The sequence below is a fragment of the Enterobacter sp. JUb54 genome (assembly GCF_014298075.1).
In the GTDB taxonomy this organism is placed as follows: Bacteria; Pseudomonadota; Gammaproteobacteria; order Enterobacterales; family Enterobacteriaceae; genus Klebsiella; species Klebsiella lignicola.
This window is the reverse complement of sequence record NZ_CP060418.1, coordinates 3,804,180-3,820,810: the sequence shown is the minus strand read 5'-3', so window position 1 is coordinate 3,820,810 and position 16,631 is coordinate 3,804,180. Positions and strand designations below refer to the sequence as shown.

The window sequence follows — 16,631 nt, the reverse complement described above, 5'->3', positions numbered from 1 at the left end:
TTCGGGCGCTGGCCCTGACCACCCTGTCCGGGATACCTCTCATGTCTCTCCATGCCAGTATTGAACCCCTGGAATGGGAAAATCGCTTCTTTGGCATTCATAGTGCGATAGTCCGTTTCCGTGACGATGCCCCGCCGCTGACCGCGCAAGCGTTAGCGGGTTGGTCACGTCTGCAAGCAAAGATCGCGGCAGATAACAGCGAACAGCTGGATGCGCTCCAGCAGCTGGGCTTCCAGCTGGTGGAAGGCGAGGTCGATCTGGCGCTGCCGGTCGGTTCCCCTGACGGCGCATGCGGTGATGTGGCGACCGTGGCGGATATTCCCCGGTTGCGTGAGCTGGCGGCCCAGGCATTTTCTCAAAGCCGCTTTCGCGCGCCCTGGTACGCGGCAGACGCCAGCGGCCGGTTCTATGCACAATGGATTGAAAACGCGGTACGCGGCACGTTCGATAACCAGTGCCTGATTTTTCGCGCCGCCGATGGCGATATTCGCGCTTTTGTTTCACTGCGCCAGCTCAACGAGACGGACGCCCGGATTGGCCTGTTGGCCGGTCGCGGTGCCGGCGCGGAACTGATGCAGGCCGCACGGCGCTGGGCTGAACATCGTCAACTCTCTACACTGCGGGTGGCAACCCAGATGGGCAATACCGCCGCGCTTAAACGTTATATTCTCAGCGGTGCGAATGTGGAAAACACCGCCTACTGGTTATACAGGTGACAACATGATCCCATTTAACGCGCCGCCGGTCGTCGGTACCGAGCTTGAGTATATGCAATCCGCAATGGGCAGCGGCAAGCTGTGTGGCGATGGCGGATTTACCCGCCGCTGCCAGCAATGGCTGGAGCAGCGTTTCGGGACGGCAAAAGCGCTGCTGACGCCTTCCTGCACCGCTTCGCTGGAGATGGCGGCGCTGCTGCTGGATATCCAGCCGGGCGATGAAGTGATTATGCCAAGCTACACCTTCGTTTCGACCGCCAACGCCTTTGTGCTGCGCGGGGCAAAAATCGTCTTCGTTGATATTCGCCGCGATACCATGAACATCGACGAAACGAAGATTGAAGCCGCGATTAGCGAGAAAACCCGGGCGATTGTGCCGGTGCACTATGCCGGCGTGGCCTGCGAGATGGACACCATCATGGCTCTTGCCAGCAAATACAACCTGTTCGTGGTTGAAGATGCCGCGCAGGGTGTGATGTCGACCTACAAAGGTCGCGCGCTGGGCACCATCGGCCATATCGGCTGTTTCAGCTTCCATGAAACCAAAAACTACACCGCCGGCGGTGAAGGCGGGGCAACGCTGATCAACGATCGTCAGCTGATCGAGCGCGCAGAAATTATCCGCGAGAAGGGCACTAACCGCAGCCAGTTTTTCCGTGGGCTGGTGGATAAGTACACCTGGCGCGATATCGGATCCAGCTACCTGATGTCCGACCTGCAGGCGGCCTACCTGTGGGCGCAGCTGGAGGCGGCTGAACAGATTAACCAGCAGCGCCTGACGTTATGGCAACGCTATTACGACGCGCTGCTGCCGCTGGCCCAGTCCGGTCGCATCGACCTGCCCGTCATTCCAACTGACTGCGGGCATAACGCGCATATGTTTTATATTAAGCTGCGCGATATCGACGATCGCAGCAACCTGATTGCCTGGCTGAAAGAGGCGGAAATCCTGGCGGTGTTCCACTACATTCCGCTGCATAGCTGCCCGGCGGGCGAGCAATTCGGCGAGTTCCGCGGTGAGGATCGCCATACCACTCAGGAAAGCGAGCGTCTGCTGCGCCTGCCGCTGTTCTACAACCTGACGTCGACTAACCAACGTACGGTGATTAACTCGCTTCTGAGCTATTTCTCCTGATATGTCGCTGGCTAAAGCTTCACTGTGGACCGCCGCGTCTACGCTGGTTAAAATTGGCGCCGGGCTGCTGGTGGTTAAACTGCTGGCGGTCTCCTATGGGCCAGCAGGGGTCGGCCAGGCGGGTAACTTCCGCCAGCTGGTCACCGTGCTTGGCGTCCTGGCAGGGGCAGGTATTTTCAATGGCGTGACCAAACTGGTCGCGCAACACCATGACGATCGGCAGCAGCTCAATAACGTGGTCGGCACCGCCTCGGCGATGGTGCTCGGCTTCTCGACGCTGCTGGCACTCATCTTTTTGCTGGCGGCGGCACCGATTAGTCAGGGGCTGTTTGGCCACACCCAATACCAGGGGCTGGTTCGCCTTGTGGCGCTGGTACAGATGGGGATTGCGTGGGCCAACCTGCTGCTGGCGTTGATGAAAGGTTTTCGCGATGCGGCGGGGAATGCCCTGTCGCTGATCGCCGGTAGCCTGATTGGCGTCGTGGCCTACTATGGCTGCTACCATTTTGCTGGTTATCAGGGAGCGCTGCTTGGGCTGGCGCTGGTACCGGCGCTGGTGGTGGTGCCGGCGGCCATTGTGTTATGGCGGCGTGGGACCATTCCGCTCAGCGCGCTGCGGCCTCGCTGGGATAACGGCCTGGCAGGGCAGCTTTCCAAATTTACCCTGATGGCGCTGATGACCTCGGTGACGCTGCCGGTGGCCTACGTGATGATGCGTAATCTGCTGGCGGAGCGCTATGGCTGGGAAGCGGTCGGGATCTGGCAAGGGGTCAGCAGCATTTCCGATGCCTATCTGCAGTTTATTACCGCATCGTTTAGCGTCTACCTGCTGCCGACGCTCTCGCGATTGACGGACAAATCGGCGATTACCCGCGAGATTGGCAAATCCTTAAAATTTGTCCTCCCGGCAGTGGCGGCGGCGAGCTTAACCGTCTGGTTGCTACGCGATTTTGCCATCTGGCTGCTATTTTCAGACCGCTTTACGGCGATGCGCGACCTGTTTGCCTGGCAACTGGTGGGCGATGTGCTTAAGGTGGGCGCCTATGTTTATGGCTATCTGGTGATTGCGAAAGCGTCACTGCGCTTTTATATACTAACGGAAATCAGCCAGTTTACGTTGCTGACCGCCTTCTCGCACTGGCTGATCCCAGCAAATGGTGCAATTGGCGCGGCGCAGGCGTATATGGCAACTTATATTGTTTATTTCGCCCTTTGTAGTGGCGTGTTTTTACTCTGGCGTAGACGGGCATGACAGCACTGATACATGTACTGGGATCGGATATCCCGCACCACAACCAGACCGTTCTGCGGTTTTTTAACGACGAGCTGGCCGCGCATGACGAGCAGGCGCGTCGGTTTATGGTCGTCGGTGATGCAACAGGAATGCGCGAGGCGTACCCGGCATTGTCGATCACCTGCTATTCCGGGAAAAAGTCGCTGGCGCAGGCGGTTATTGCTAAGGCAAAGGCCGATCGTCAGCAGCGTTTTTTCTTCCACGGTCAGTTTAATACCGGGCTATGGCTGGCTCTGCTGAGCGGAGGCATCCGTCCCGCCCAGTTTAACTGGCATATCTGGGGCGCCGATCTGTATGAGAATTCGTCGAGCCTGAAGTTCCGTCTATTCTACCCGCTGCGACGCCTTGCGCAGGGTAGAGTCGGGCGTGTGTTTGCCACCCGGGGCGATCTGAGCTGGTTTGCCCGCCGCCACCCGCGCGTGCCTGGCGAGCTGCTCTATTTCCCGACGCGTATGGACCCGACGCTTAATTCGCTGGCCGATAGCGCGCCGCAGTCCCAGACGTTGACCATTCTGGTGGGTAACTCGGGCGATCGCAGCAACGAGCATATTGCGGCGTTGCGGGCTATTCATCAGCAGTTTGGCGATACGGTGAACGTGATCCTGCCGATGGGGTATCCGGAAAACAATGCGGACTATATTCGTGAAGTGCAGGCGGAAGGGGCGGCGTTGTTCTGCGCCGCGCACCTGCAGATACTGAGCGAAAAGCTAGAATTTCATGATTATCTGGACCTGCTGCGTCGCTGCGATCTGGGCTATTTCCTGTTTGCCCGCCAGCAAGGTATCGGGACGTTATGTTTGTTGATTCAGGCGGGTATCCCCTGTGTACTGAACCGGGAAAATCCGTTCTGGCAGGATATGACGGAGCAGAATATCCCGGTACTGTTTACCGGCGATACGCTGGATGTCGCCGTCGTACGCGAGGCGCAGCGCCAGCTGGCTGGCGTTGATAAGAACCAGATTGCTTTCTTCCGGCCGAACTATCTCGCGGGCTGGCAGCAGGCGTTGCGGATTGCGGCGGGGGTCAACTCATGACATTAATGGCATTTTGCGGACTGCTGGTGGTCTGGCTGCTGTCGACGCTGTTTATCGCCACCCTGACCTACTTTGAGTTTCGCCGCGTGCGCTTTAACTTCAACGTGTTTTTCTCGCTGCTGTTTTTGCTGACGTTCTTCTTTGGCTTCCCGCTGACCAGTATTCTGGTGTTCCGCTTTGATGTGGGCGTCGCCCCGCCGGACGTGCTGCTGCAAACGCTGCTGGTGTCGGTGTGCTTCTACGCGGTCTACTACGTGACCTATAAGACCCGTCTGCGCTCGGCCACCGACGATAGCCTGCGCCGCCCGCTGTTTACCATGAACCGCGTGGAAACCCATCTGGCCTGGGGCATTCTGCTGGGTATTGCCCTGTTATGCCTTGGGATTTTCTTTGCCCATAACGGCTTCCTGCTGTTCCGACTCAACTCTTACAGCCAGATCTTCTCCAGCGAAGTCTCCGGCGTTGCGTTGAAGCGATTTTTCTATTTCTTTATCCCGGCGATGCTGGTGGTCTACTTCCTGCGTCAGGATTATAAGGCGTGGATCTTCTTCCTGATCAGCACCGTGGCGTTTGGCCTGCTGACCTACGCAATTGTCGGCGGTACCCGCGCCAACATTATTATCGCTTTCGCTATCTTCTTGTTTATCGGCATCATTCGTGGCTGGATTAGCCTGTGGATGCTGGCGGCGGCAGGCGTCCTGGGCATTGTGGGGATGTTCTGGCTGGCGCTCAAACGCTATGGCATGAACGTCAGCGGCGACGAGGCGTTTTATACCTTCCTGTACCTGACCCGCGATACCTTCTCGCCGTGGGAGAACCTGGCGCTGCTGCTGCAGAACTACGATAAGATCGAGTTCCAGGGGCTGGCGCCGATGATCCGCGACTTCTACGTCTTTATTCCCAGCTGGATGTGGCATGGCCGGCCATCGATGGTGCTCAACACCGCCAACTACTTTACCTGGGAAGTGCTGAACAACCACTCTGGCCTGGCTATTTCCCCCACGCTGATCGGTTCGCTGGTGGTGATGGGCGGCGTATGGTTTGTGCCGCTGGGTGCAGTGGCGGTCGGGCTTATCATCAAATGGTTCGACTGGCTGTATGAACTGGGCAACCGGGAGACTAACCGCTATAAAGCGGCCATTCTGCATAGCTTCTGTTTTGGCGCTATCTTCAACATGATAGTGCTGGCGCGCGAAGGGCTGGATTCATTTGGCTCACGCGTGGTGTTTTTCCTCGTGATCTTTGGCATCTGTTTACTGGCGGCGAAACTGCTGTACTGGCTGCTGGATAGTGCGGGGTTGATTCATCGGCGGGTCAAACCGCTTTCACAACCTCAGGTCAGATAAGGATGGACATGACTGAGACCATTTCGGCGCCGTTGTATCTGCTGAGAGGCTTACAACTTATCGGCTGGCGTAATATGCAGCACGCTCTGGATTATCTTTACGCCGACGGCACGATTCGCCAGGGAACGCTGGTGGCGATCAATGCGGAGAAAATGCTGGCGGTTGAGGATAATCCCGAGGTCCGGGCGCTGATTGAGGCCGCGGAGTTTAAATACGCCGACGGCATCAGCGTAGTACGCTCGTTGCGGAAAAAATACCCCCAGGCGCAGGTGTCGCGCGTGGCGGGGGCCGACCTGTGGGAAGCGCTGATGGAGCGCGCGGGCGCGCAGGGCACACCGGTCTATCTGGTGGGCGGCAAGCCGGAAATACTGGCCCAGACTGAAGCACAGCTGCGTGCACGCTGGAACGTCAATATCGTGGGCAGCCAGGATGGCTATTTCGCCGCCGATCGACGTCAGGCGCTGTTTGAGCAGATCCGCGACAGCGGAGCCAAAATCGTCACCGTCGCGATGGGCTCACCGCGCCAGGAGATCCTGATGCGTGACTGCCGTGAAGTTTATCCCGAGGCGTTGTACATGGGCGTAGGCGGCACCTATGACGTCTTCACCGGCCATGTCCAGCGGGCGCCGCGGTTCTGGCAGAACCTTGGCCTGGAGTGGTTTTATCGTCTGGTATCCCAGCCGAGCAGAATTAAACGACAGATCCGCCTGCTGCGATATTTACGTTGGTATTACACCGGTCAACTCTGATATTCCACCTCTGTCCGGCGAGTTTGTGTACATATTCTGCGTGAATAGTTAACTCGCCTGATACTTTATTTGCCATTTCCTCAAAATTCATTAACCATTCGCAGGCTTAACGCGCGACGGGCACCCGGTGCCATCGCGCCGGCAAGGCTATTTCCTTTCACTCATTCATAAAAATAACCGGTATATGCACCACACCATTGGGGAGCTATCAAGGTGACAAACCCGTCACTCCCCGGTGGCGTCGATCATTTCTGCGACGCCACCCAGCACGCTGGATGAGGGATAAAAACCGGAGGCAAGGCAAACACAAGAGGCTATATGACAGAGAAAAAAGTGGAACTCCAGCGCGGGCTGGAGGCCAGGCATATTGAACTGATCGCCCTTGGCGGGACGATTGGCGTAGGGTTATTTATGGGAGCGGCAAGTACGCTGAAGTGGGCCGGTCCTTCCGTCCTGCTGGCGTATATCATCGCCGGTATATTTGTCTTCTTTATCATGCGCTCGATGGGCGAGATGCTGTTCCTTGAGCCGGTGACCGGTTCATTCGCCGTATACGCGCACCGTTATATGAGCCCGTTTTTCGGCTACCTTACCGCCTGGTCGTACTGGTTTATGTGGATGGCGGTGGGGATCTCGGAGATTACGGCCATCGGGGTCTATGTGCAGTTCTGGTTCCCGGAGATGGCGCAATGGATACCGGCGTTGATAGCCGTCGGGCTGGTGGCGCTGGCGAACCTGGCGGCGGTGCGCCTGTACGGTGAAATCGAATTCTGGTTCGCGATGATCAAAGTCACCACCATTATCGTGATGATTGTGGTGGGGCTGGGGGTGATCTTCTTTGGCTTCGGTAACGGCGGTCACGCTATTGGTTTCTCGAACCTCAGCGAGCACGGCGGATTCTTCGCCGGCGGCTGGAAGGGCTTTCTGACGGCACTGTGTATTGTGGTGGCGTCCTATCAGGGCGTTGAGCTGATTGGTATCACCGCAGGCGAGGCGAAGAACCCGCAGGTCACGCTGCGTAGCGCGGTGGGGAAAGTCCTGTGGCGGATCCTGATTTTTTATGTGGGCGCCATTTTCGTGATTGTCACTATTTTCCCGTGGAACCAGATTGGTTCAGGCGGTAGTCCGTTTGTCCTGACCTTCGCGAAAATCGGCATTACGGCCGCCGCAGGGATTATCAACTTTGTGGTGCTGACGGCAGCGCTGTCCGGCTGTAACAGCGGTATGTACAGCTGCGGGCGGATGCTCTATGCGCTGGCGAAGAACCGTCAGCTGCCGGCGGCTATTGGTAAAGTCTCACGCAATGGTGTACCGGCCGTGGGCGTCGCGCTGTCGATTCTGATTCTGCTGGTCGGCTCCTGCCTGAACTATATTATCCCTAACCCGCAGCGGGTGTTCGTCTATGTCTACAGCGCCAGCGTGCTGCCGGGGATGGTGCCGTGGTTCGTGATCCTGATTAGCCAGATCCGTTTCCGCCGTACCCATCAGGAGGCTATCGCCAGCCATCCTTTCCGTTCGCTGCTGTTCCCGTGGGCGAACTATCTGACAATGGCGTTTCTGATTTGTGTGCTGATCGGCATGGGTTTTAACGACGATACCCGTATGTCGCTGTTCGTCGGTATTCTTTTTCTCGCCCTGGTGACGCTCATTTATCGGGTATTTGGCTTCGCCAGGCAGGGGAATGCCGAGAAAACGGCGGAATAAACGCCAAAATGAACAAAGCGTGACCAAACAGTAATTTTATTTAAAAAGGCACTAGACAGCGGGGGGGGAAGTCCGTAATATCCGACCCCGCAACGGCGCTAAGCGCCCGTAGCTCAGCTGGATAGAGCGCTGCCCTCCGGAGGCAGAGGTCTCAGGTTCGAATCCTGTCGGGCGCACCATTTAACCCGGTGCTTGAGCTGCGGTGGACTGTTTCAACAGGGCCGCGTGAAAAGATTTGTAGTGGTGGCTATAGCTCAGTTGGTAGAGCCCTGGATTGTGATTCCAGTTGTCGTGGGTTCGAATCCCATTAGCCACCCCATTATTTGATAGAGTTGTGAATTGCGAAGGTGGCGGAATTGGTAGACGCGCTAGCTTCAGGTGTTAGTGTCCTTAGGATGTGGGGGTTCGAGTCCCCCCCCTCGCACCACGACTTTAAAGAATTGAACTAAAAATTCAAAAAAGCAGTACATCGGCGAGTAGCGCAGCTTGGTAGCGCAACTGGTTTGGGACCAGTGGGTCGGAGGTTCGAATCCTCTCTCGCCGACCAATTTTGAACCCCGCTTCGGCGGGGTTTTTTGTTTTCTGCGCTCGCAGAAAAATCACCTATCCCCATGATATCGCTATTTATATTTCACTCATCGTGATGCGACTTATTGCCCGGAATAGTCTCAATTCATTGCCCGGACAGATACATTTTCCCCCGATCCTGTGCGATAATAACCGGGTAGATGCTCATTCCATCTCTTATGTTCGCCTTAGTGCCTCATAAACTCAGGAATGATGCAGAGCCGTTTAATGGTGCTTATCGTCCACTGACAGATGTCGCATTTTATATGCTAAATCATTCATGATGTGTCGAGATGGCCAGTATGGGAATCCCCTGGCGCTTGCAAAGGTAAGTGACTCGGGTGAGCATGCGCCGCCAACGAAGAGACAGCGTGAAGGATGACGCAGATAGCCTCATCAAACACCATGGACATAACGTTGAGTGAAGCACCCAATTTGTTGTCAAACAGACCTGTTTTAACGCCTGCCCTGATTTCAGTGCAGGCGTTTTTTTATTTCAGGGGTTGGCAGCCGATGGCAAAAGCAAGAATGAAGCAAGAGAAAGGAAGAGAGAGTAAAAGCGGGTGCTGAGGAGAGCGCTATCGCCCCCAGAAGAGGCGATAGCAAAAGGGCGGTTACGCTTGCGGATTGTTCTGCAGAGTTAACAGCAGGCCATCACGGCGCATTAAGGCTGCCTCTTCCGGTTGATGCATCCGGTCCAGCGTATCGGCCAGCCAGGCATAATCGAACGCATCAGGACGCTGTTTCAGCGCGGCACGGAACGCAATGCTGGCTTCTTGCCACTCGCCGTGACGCATCAGGGATTGCCCCAGGGTGCTCCACAGCAATGGACGATCGCCGACGGTTTTGATCTGCTGACGCAGGACTTTTTCCAGCTGCTCAGGATTATTGGTCTTCAGGCGCGGAATCAGCATCGCCAGGCGGTCGTCATACTGCTTTTTCAGACCGTCGATAATAATCTGCTGTGCGGTATCGTGATCGTCGCTCTCAATCAGCAGGTTCGCCATCGCCACCTGCAACGTTACCTGGCTGCGGGTTTTGCGATTCTGGCTCTTCCACCATTCACGCAGCCCATCGCTACCGCGGTCGGCCAGTGTTTGCCCCATCAGGCCAACCCAGGCCTGCTGCTCCAGCGCAGCGCGGTATTCTTCATCGCCGACGTTGGCTTTCGCCATGGACGGGATGATATCCAGCAGGGAATTCCACGCCCCGGTGCGGGTATAGGCTTGCTCAGCCAGACGTAGAACTTCCGGATGTCTGGGGGTAATTTCCAGCAATTTATCAATGCCGTGGCGCGCCGCAAGATTCTCATTGCGGGCCAGTTGCAGACGCACGCGAGCGATCTCAACCGGGATGAGATCGTCCCCGGCCAGCTCAGTCGCGCGTTCCAGATGCTGATTGGCCCGGGCATCATCGCCACGCTGCTGCGCCGCTTCCGCCGCCATCAGGTAGTTCACCACCGGCTGCTCAGCATGATCGGCGTTTTTCGCCATCAGCTTCTCAACCTGCTGATAGTCGCCTTCCGCCAGTTTGAGCAGCGCCTGCTCGGTTTGTTTACGTGCGCGACGGCGCTTACGACCAACGAACCAGCCGCGAGTATGCGCGCCGGTGCGGAAAATACGGCGGAACAGCCATTCGATAGCAAACAACACCACCATCGTGAGGATCATGATGATGACCAGCCCGGTGACGCTGGTTTCGATATTGTAGTTATCGGTCTGGATCAGCACGTATCCCTGGTGCCCGGAAATAATCGGACCGACCACGATCCCGGCGATCAACAGCGCGAACAGTAAGAGAATTTTCAACATGCGTTACTCTCCTTGTGCCGCGTGTGCAGGTGCCGGTTCAGATGCTGGCGCAGGTGCCGATGGGGCAGGGGCTGCTGGAGCCGGTGCGCTGCTCTGGGTGACGGCAGGCTGTGCCATCAGGCTGCGGACCCGCGTTTGCATCAGCTTCTCAAGGATGGCCTGGCTCTGCAGATTATCCGGCACGCTCATCGTGATGCTTTGCTGACTCAGCTTATCGACATCCTCAAGGAAGGCCTTGGTCGTGGCATCTTCGGTATCGTAATACGCCCGCACCCACGTCGAGACGTTATCCAGCGCCTGCTTGTAGGTTTCTTCCTGATGGCGCGGGACCGCCTGGGCAGCAACCAGCAGACGAGAGCGAATATTTTCGCGCAGATAGACGTCCTGGTTCGGCGCCAGCAGCGGCACTGCCGTTTCGTCGCGACGACGAATGGTAATAAAGCTGTCCATAAAGTTCTGCCAGCTTTTCTGCAGATTGACGCGCCATTCGCCAATGGAGCTGGAGAGCTCTTCGCTGTCGGAATCCATCGGGGAGTCGTCGTCGTTGTTGTCGGCGAGACGCAGGTTATCAATCTGGTTCGCGAGCTGGTTGACCTTGAGGATAATACCGTCGTAGTCCACCTGGCTGACCGCTGACAACGAGGTAATATCGTCGGTGATGGCGCGGCGGGCGCTAATCAGGCTGGGATCGTTCATATCGGCGAGGCTGGCGTCGGCGCTTTTCAGCAGCGCGGCAGCGGTGGTGACGTCCTGATCGCTCCACAGTTTACGCCCGGCAGATTTCACCAGGAAGTCGGCCTGTGCCAGCAGCCAGGTTTTGGCATCGCTGCCGGAAATCACCGCTACTTTTTGTTGCACCTCTTCCAGCTGCTTCGTCAGCGCTTCCTGCTGATGCTTCGCGTCGGCGAGCTGGTCAGCCTGCTGTTTAAGCAGACTGTCGAATTCATTTTTCTGGCTCTCTTGCGCTTTAAGCAGCGCGGCGACCTGGTCGCCAAGCACCGTACTGGTTTCGTTCTGCCGGGAGACTTGCTGTTTATTCAAACTAAACAGGCCCACGCCAGCGGCGAGGGCAATGGCGATAGCCACCGCGCTAAGGACGAGGCTGGTTTTATTACCGCCGTTTTTCTTTCCGCTATTCTCTGGCTGTGGCGTCTTGTCCACGGCCTCCCTGGTCTCTTCAACCACGGCGGATTGGTTTTGTTGTTCCGTCATTATGGCTTCCAATGTTGAGAGTTATTGTAATGCGCGTAGCAGTGCATCGTTGTCGGCACCATCGGCAACCTGGATATCCTGCCAGCCCAAATCACGGGCCTGCCGGGCCAGGCGTTCACTGACAACGACAATGCGACAGCGTAGGAGCCACCGCTCGTGATACCACTGCGGCATCAGTGTCCAAAGCTGTTGCAGCATCTCACCGCTGGTGATGACCAGGGTGTTGATGCCGCGGGACTGCCAGCGCATTGCTTCTTCTGCGCCATCATAATGCTTTGTATTACGTTGATAACATTCACAAAAAGTGACTTCAGCACCGCGTTCACGGAGCGTTTCACCTAACAATTCCCGCCCACCATTACCGCGAAGAAGAAGCGCCTTCTTTCCCGCAATGTTTTGTAATTCAGGTAATTGTAGCAAGACTTCGCTGATTTCCCGATCTAATGGGTAGCGAATATTCTGACCACTGACCGTATGCAGCGCCAGTGCGGTGGTGCGGCCGATTGCGAAATAGTCCGCTGTCTGCGGCCAGCGCTGGCCCAGCTGCTGCAGGCGCGCGTGAGCAAACTCGACGGCGTGCTGCGACAGCGCGAACAGGAGATCGCCGGCTGATAAGGCGGCCAGCTGACCGCTTAACGCGTGCAGTTGGCGACCGGGGGTAAATTCAATAAGCGGAAAGCTCCAGGCCTCCTGTCCTTGTAAGCGCAGGCGGCTGACCAGCTCTTCGCCTTGCGGCAGCGGACGGGTGACCAGGATGCTCATCGCGGCGCTTCTCCGGCATACACCGCGGCGAGAATATCGCGGGCGCCGTTATCCAGCAGTTCTTCAGCAAGGGAAACACCGAGACGTTCCGCCTCTTGCGGATGACCGCGTCGCTCGCCCTGGACCATTTGCGAACCGTCAGGTGCGCCAACCAGCGCCCGCAGCCACAGCTCACCATCGATAAGCTCGGCGTAGCTGCCGATAGGCACCTGACAGCCACCTTCCAGCCGGGTGTTCATCGCCCGTTCGGCGCGGACCCGAATGGCGGTCTCGTCGTGATTGAGCGGGGCCAGCAGCGTCTGCGTCCAGCTATCGTCCAGGCGACATTCAATTCCAACGGCGCCCTGGCCGACGGCAGGCAGTGACTGCTCCGGCGTCAACGGCTGGCGAATGCGCGCTTCCAGCCCCAGGCGCTTAAGCCCGGCGGCGGCGAGGATGATGGCGTCATATTCGCCGCTATCGAGTTTGCCGAGACGCGTACCCACGTTGCCGCGCAGCGAGCGGATCACCAGGTCCGGACGGCGTGCGGCGAGCTGGCACTGACGGCGTAAACTTGATGTGCCAACGATGCTGCCGTGCGGCAGCGCATCGATTGAGGCGTAGTTATTCGAGACGAAAGCGTCGCGCGGATCTTCGCGCTCGCAAATCGTGACCAGTCCCAGCCCCTCAGGGAACTCGACGGGAACATCTTTCATGGAGTGCACGGCGATATCCGCGCGTCCTTCCATGATGGCCAGCTCTAATTCTTTGACAAATAAACCTTTACCGCCCACTTTTGCCAGCGGCGTATCAAGGAGTACGTCGCCGCGCGTGACCATTGGCACCAGTTCTACGACCAGGCCAGGATGGCAGGACTCAAGGCGATCTTTCACATAATGCGCCTGCCATAGCGCAAGTGGGCTTTGCCGTGTGGCAATTCTCAAAACTTTGTCTAACATGCTTGTTACCGTCATTGTCGACCACAAACTATCCTAACATTGTTGCCTTAGGGATGTTAGTTTTGTGGGTATAGGGCCGTGGCGCTTTGGTTATTGACGTTTGATGCGCATCGCGGTTGCCGCAACCGTAGTGATGAATTTACACACAGTAAACGGTGCTACACTTGTATGTAGCGCATCTTTCTTTACGGTCAATCAGCAAGGTGTTAGATTGATCACGTTTTAAACCATTTGTCCGTCAGCAGTTCATCACAACCACACCGACGACGAATGGTGACGGTTTTTGTTGAAATACTGAAATCCTCCGTACTATTGTACGACGGTTTTTTGAACATCAGGCGATATGTCTTGTACCTCTATATTGAGACACTGAAACAGAGACTGGATGCCATTAACCAACTGCGCGTAGATCGCGCGCTTGCTGCCATGGGACCCGCTTTCCAGCAGGTTTACAGTCTACTGCCGACATTATTACATTATCATCACCCGTTGATGCCGGGTTACCTTGACGGTAACGTTCCCCGTGGCATTTGCCTCTACACGCCTGATGAAACCCAACGCCACTACCTTGATGAGCTGGAACTCCACCGGGGCCTGCTGACGCAGGAGCCGCCGAAAGGCGAGCTGCCGATTACCGGCCTGTACTCGATGGGCAGTACCTCCTCTGTAGGGCAAAGCTGTTCCTCCGACCTCGATATCTGGGTGTGCCATCAGGCATGGCTCGATACCGAAGAACGCCAGCTGTTACAACGTAAATGCAGCCTGCTTGAAAGCTGGGCGGCATCGCTGGGCGTTGAAGTCAGCTTCTTCCTGATTGACGAAAACCGCTTCCGCCACAATGAAAGCGGCAGCCTGGGCGGCGAAGACTGCGGCTCCACGCAGCATATTTTGCTGCTCGATGAGTTCTACCGCACCGCGGTGCGCCTCGCCGGGAAACGTATTCTGTGGAATATGGTGCCGTGCGAAGAAGAAGATCACTACGACGATTACGTCATGAGCCTGTATGCCCAGGGCGTACTGACGCCAAACGAGTGGCTGGATCTCGGTGGCCTGAGCTCGCTGTCGGCGGAAGAGTACTTCGGCGCCAGCCTGTGGCAGCTGTATAAAAGCATCGATTCGCCCTATAAGGCCGTGCTGAAAACCCTGCTGCTGGAAGCGTACTCCTGGGAATATCCGAACAACCGTCTGCTGGCGAAAGACATTAAACAGCGCCTGCATGATGGTGAGATCGTTTCGTTTGGTCTCGACCCATACTGCATGATGCTGGAGCGCGTTACCGCCTATCTGCAGGCGATCGAAGATGACACCCGTCTCGATCTGGTACGCCGTTGCTTCTACCTGAAAGTCTGCGAAAAACTCAGCCGCGAGCGCGCCTGCGTGGGCTGGCGTCGTGAAGTCGTTAGCCATCTGGTCAAAGAGTGGGGCTGGGATGAAAAGCGTCTGATGATGCTGGACAACCGGGCGAACTGGAAGATCGACGAAGTCCGCAAAGCGCACAACGAACTGCTGGATGCGATGATGCAAAGCTATCGCAACCTGATCCGCTTTGCGCGGCGCAATAACCTGAGCGTTTCCGCCAGCCCGCAGGATATCGGCGTGCTGACCCGTAAGCTGTATGCCGCGTTTGAAGCGCTGCCGGGGAAAGTGACCCTGGTGAACCCGCAAATTTCACCGGATCTCTCCGAGCCGAATCTGACCTTTATCCACGTGCCGCCAGGCCGCGCCAACCGCACCGGCTGGTACGTCTATAACCGCGCGCCGGATATGGAATCGATCATCAGCCATCAGCCGCTGGAATATAACCGTTATCTTAATAAGCTGGTGGCATGGGCCTGGTTTAATGGCCTGCTGACGTCACGTACTCGCCTGTTTATTAAGGGCAACGGTATCGTCGATCTGGCGAAACTGCAGGAGATGGTGGCCGATGTGTCGCACCACTTCCCGCTGCGCCTGCCGTCGCCAACGCCAAAAGCGCTGTACAGCCCGTGCGAAATTCGCCACCTGGCCATTATCGTTAACCTCGAATATGACCCGACCGCGGCGTTCCGCAATCAGGTAGTGCATTTTGACTTCCGTAAGCTGGATGTCTTTAGCTTCGGTGAAGAGCAGAAGTGTTTAATTGGCAGCGTCGACCTGCTGTATCGTAACTCGTGGAACGAAGTGCGAACCCTGCACTTTAACGGCGAGCAGGCGATGATCGAGGCGCTGAAAACCATTCTGGGCAAGATGCACCAGGATGCGGCGCCGCCGGACAGCGTTGAAGTCTTCTGCTACAGCCAGCATCTGCGCGGCTTAATCCGTACCCGCGTGCAGCAGATGGTTTCCGAATGTATTGAACTGCGTCTTTCGAGTACCCGCCAGGATACCGGCCGCTTTAAGGCGCTGCGGGTGTCCGGGCAGACCTGGGGCCTGTTCTTCGAACGGCTGAACGTTTCGGTGCAGAAGCTGGAAAACGCGATCGAATTCTACGGCGCTATCTCGCATAACAAACTGCACGGCCTGTCGGTGCAGGTGGAAACCAACCACGTTAAGCTGCCGCAGGTGGTGGACGGGTTTGCCAGTGAAGGGATTATTCAGTTCTTCTTTGAAGATGCTGATAACGACAGCGGGTTTAACATTTATATCCTCGACGAGAGCAACCGCGCTGAGGTGTATCACCACTGTGAAGGCAGTAAAGAGGAACTGGTGCGTGACGTGAGCCGTTTCTACTCGTCATCCCATGACCGCTTTACCTACGGCTCCAGCTTTATCAACTTCAACCTGCCGCAGTTCTATCAGATTGTTGACGTAGACGGCCGACCGCAGGTGATTCCTTTCCGTAGCCAGGCGATCGGCACTACCGCGACGCCGGTGAGCCAGGATACGACCGTTTCGCCGATGCTGCAGCAGCACTATTCCTGAGAACGTCTCCTGAGTACCGGTAACCCGGATAACGCGCGACGCGCCGCTATCCGGGCATATCCTTAGCGGAAGCTGACCTCTTCGCCGGCCTGCTGCGTGGCCGCCTGTTCCAGCAGATCCCAGAAGGTTTCCCCGCTGCGATCGCAAACCCACTCATCACCTTTTAAATCAAAATGATAGCCGCCCTGTTTTGTGGCAAGCCACACCTGATGCAGCGGCTCCTGACGGTTGATAATGATTTTGCTGCCGTTTTCAAAACTGAGGGTCAGTACGCCGCCGTTAATTTCACAGTCGATATCGCTATCGCCGTCGCGGTCGTCCAGACGCTCTTCGATGGTCATCCACAGGCTGTCAGCCAGGCGATGGAATTCACTGTCGTTCATCGTTCTACCCTGCTTTTTTGAAGATGCCGGCAGTATAGCGCGAAACAAAAGCGCGCGCAGTCGGATGCTAAACGCTTGC

At 56.7% G+C, this 16,631-nt stretch carries 13 protein-coding genes and 4 tRNA genes; 12 read left to right on the top strand and 5 right to left on the bottom strand.

Going from position 1 to position 16,631, the window contains the following annotated elements:
- Positions 1 to 41: 41 nt before the first annotated feature.
- The 11 genes from rffC (at position 42) to HF679_RS17560 (ending at position 8,525) form a co-directional block, all read left to right on the top strand.
- Entirely contained in the window at positions 42 to 716 is a 675-nt protein-coding gene (gene rffC / locus HF679_RS17610) for a dTDP-4-amino-4,6-dideoxy-D-galactose acyltransferase (protein WP_174510351.1), read from the top strand.
- 4 nt (positions 717 to 720) lie between these two features.
- A complete protein-coding gene (gene rffA, locus HF679_RS17605) occupies positions 721 to 1,851 on the top strand; it encodes a dTDP-4-amino-4,6-dideoxygalactose transaminase (RefSeq protein WP_123758123.1) in 1,131 nt (376 codons plus the stop codon).
- 1 nt (position 1,852) lies between these two features.
- On the top strand, positions 1,853 to 3,103 hold the full coding sequence (gene wzxE / locus HF679_RS17600; RefSeq protein WP_123758122.1) for a lipid III flippase WzxE: 1,251 nt from the start codon (positions 1,853 to 1,855) through the stop codon (positions 3,101 to 3,103).
- The gene (locus HF679_RS17595) at positions 3,100 to 4,179 is read left to right on the top strand and encodes a TDP-N-acetylfucosamine:lipid II N-acetylfucosaminyltransferase (RefSeq protein WP_123758121.1); all 1,080 of its coding nucleotides are present in this window, start codon (positions 3,100 to 3,102) and stop codon (positions 4,177 to 4,179) included. Before wzxE ends, HF679_RS17595 begins: the two co-directional genes overlap by 4 nt.
- Complete coding sequence (gene wzyE, locus HF679_RS17590; RefSeq protein ID WP_123758120.1) at positions 4,176 to 5,525, top strand: ECA oligosaccharide polymerase; 1,350 nt, start codon at positions 4,176 to 4,178, stop codon at positions 5,523 to 5,525. The genes HF679_RS17595 and wzyE overlap by 4 nt, the downstream gene beginning before the upstream one ends.
- A gap of 8 nt (positions 5,526 to 5,533) precedes the next feature.
- Positions 5,534 to 6,274, top strand: a complete 741-nt coding sequence (gene wecG, locus HF679_RS17585) for a lipopolysaccharide N-acetylmannosaminouronosyltransferase (protein ID WP_187042257.1) — start codon at positions 5,534 to 5,536, stop codon at positions 6,272 to 6,274.
- Positions 6,275 to 6,592: 318 nt separating this feature from the next.
- Entirely contained in the window at positions 6,593 to 7,978 is a 1,386-nt protein-coding gene (gene thrP / locus HF679_RS17580) for a bifunctional threonine/serine APC transporter ThrP (protein WP_123758118.1), read from the top strand.
- Between the two features lie 102 nt (positions 7,979 to 8,080).
- Positions 8,081 to 8,157: transfer RNA gene (locus tag HF679_RS17575), tRNA-Arg, on the top strand.
- A gap of 64 nt (positions 8,158 to 8,221) precedes the next feature.
- A tRNA-His gene (locus tag HF679_RS17570) sits at positions 8,222 to 8,297 on the top strand.
- A 22-nt stretch (positions 8,298 to 8,319) separates the two neighbouring features.
- A tRNA-Leu gene (locus tag HF679_RS17565) sits at positions 8,320 to 8,405 on the top strand.
- A 43-nt stretch (positions 8,406 to 8,448) separates the two neighbouring features.
- Positions 8,449 to 8,525: transfer RNA gene (locus HF679_RS17560), tRNA-Pro, on the top strand.
- A 634-nt stretch (positions 8,526 to 9,159) separates the two neighbouring features.
- On the opposite strand, the gene hemY is transcribed toward HF679_RS17560, so the two are convergent.
- From hemY to hemC, 4 genes are read right to left on the bottom strand one after another with little or no spacing between them, the layout of a single operon-like run.
- Positions 9,160 to 10,356, bottom strand: a complete 1,197-nt coding sequence (gene hemY, locus HF679_RS17555) for a protoheme IX biogenesis protein HemY (RefSeq protein ID WP_187042256.1) — start codon at positions 10,354 to 10,356, stop codon at positions 9,160 to 9,162.
- Positions 10,357 to 10,359: 3 nt separating this feature from the next.
- Positions 10,360 to 11,568 carry a uroporphyrinogen-III C-methyltransferase gene (gene hemX, locus HF679_RS17550; protein ID WP_123758116.1) on the bottom strand — a complete coding sequence of 403 codons (1,209 nt, stop codon included), beginning with the start codon at positions 11,566 to 11,568 and terminating at the stop codon, positions 10,360 to 10,362.
- Positions 11,569 to 11,589: 21 nt separating this feature from the next.
- On the bottom strand, positions 11,590 to 12,330 hold the full coding sequence (gene hemD, locus HF679_RS17545) for a uroporphyrinogen-III synthase (protein ID WP_123758115.1): 741 nt from the start codon (positions 12,328 to 12,330) through the stop codon (positions 11,590 to 11,592).
- A complete protein-coding gene (hemC, locus tag HF679_RS17540; protein ID WP_123758114.1) occupies positions 12,327 to 13,268 on the bottom strand; it encodes a hydroxymethylbilane synthase in 942 nt (313 codons plus the stop codon). Before hemC ends, hemD begins: the two co-directional genes overlap by 4 nt.
- Positions 13,269 to 13,616: 348 nt before the next feature.
- Between hemC and cyaA the strand changes: the two genes are divergently transcribed.
- The gene (gene cyaA / locus HF679_RS17535) at positions 13,617 to 16,169 is read left to right on the top strand and encodes a class I adenylate cyclase (RefSeq protein ID WP_123758113.1); all 2,553 of its coding nucleotides are present in this window, start codon (positions 13,617 to 13,619) and stop codon (positions 16,167 to 16,169) included.
- A 62-nt stretch (positions 16,170 to 16,231) separates the two neighbouring features.
- Here the strand turns inward: cyaA and cyaY are convergent, their stop codons facing one another.
- On the bottom strand, positions 16,232 to 16,552 hold the full coding sequence (gene cyaY / locus HF679_RS17530; protein ID WP_123758112.1) for an iron donor protein CyaY: 321 nt from the start codon (positions 16,550 to 16,552) through the stop codon (positions 16,232 to 16,234).
- Positions 16,553 to 16,631: the final 79 nt, after the last annotated feature.

Excerpts from the sequence above, each read along its gene's own strand:
- rffC (WP_174510351.1), top strand. The coding sequence starts at position 42 with ATGTCTCTCCATGCCAGTATTGAACCCCTGGAATGGGAAAATCGCTTC.
- rffA (WP_123758123.1), top strand. The coding sequence starts at position 721 with ATGATCCCATTTAACGCGCCGCCGGTCGTCGGTACCGAGCTTGAGTAT.
- wzxE (WP_123758122.1), top strand. The coding sequence starts at position 1,853 with ATGTCGCTGGCTAAAGCTTCACTGTGGACCGCCGCGTCTACGCTGGTT.
- HF679_RS17595 (WP_123758121.1), top strand. The coding sequence starts at position 3,100 with ATGACAGCACTGATACATGTACTGGGATCGGATATCCCGCACCACAAC.
- wzyE (WP_123758120.1), top strand. The coding sequence starts at position 4,176 with ATGACATTAATGGCATTTTGCGGACTGCTGGTGGTCTGGCTGCTGTCG.
- wecG (WP_187042257.1), top strand. The coding sequence starts at position 5,534 with ATGACTGAGACCATTTCGGCGCCGTTGTATCTGCTGAGAGGCTTACAA.
- thrP (WP_123758118.1), top strand. The coding sequence starts at position 6,593 with ATGACAGAGAAAAAAGTGGAACTCCAGCGCGGGCTGGAGGCCAGGCAT.
- hemY (WP_187042256.1), bottom strand. The coding sequence starts at position 10,356 with ATGTTGAAAATTCTCTTACTGTTCGCGCTGTTGATCGCCGGGATCGTG.
- hemX (WP_123758116.1), bottom strand. The coding sequence starts at position 11,568 with ATGACGGAACAACAAAACCAATCCGCCGTGGTTGAAGAGACCAGGGAG.
- hemD (WP_123758115.1), bottom strand. The coding sequence starts at position 12,330 with ATGAGCATCCTGGTCACCCGTCCGCTGCCGCAAGGCGAAGAGCTGGTC.
- hemC (WP_123758114.1), bottom strand. The coding sequence starts at position 13,268 with ATGTTAGACAAAGTTTTGAGAATTGCCACACGGCAAAGCCCACTTGCG.
- cyaY (WP_123758112.1), bottom strand. The coding sequence starts at position 16,552 with ATGAACGACAGTGAATTCCATCGCCTGGCTGACAGCCTGTGGATGACC.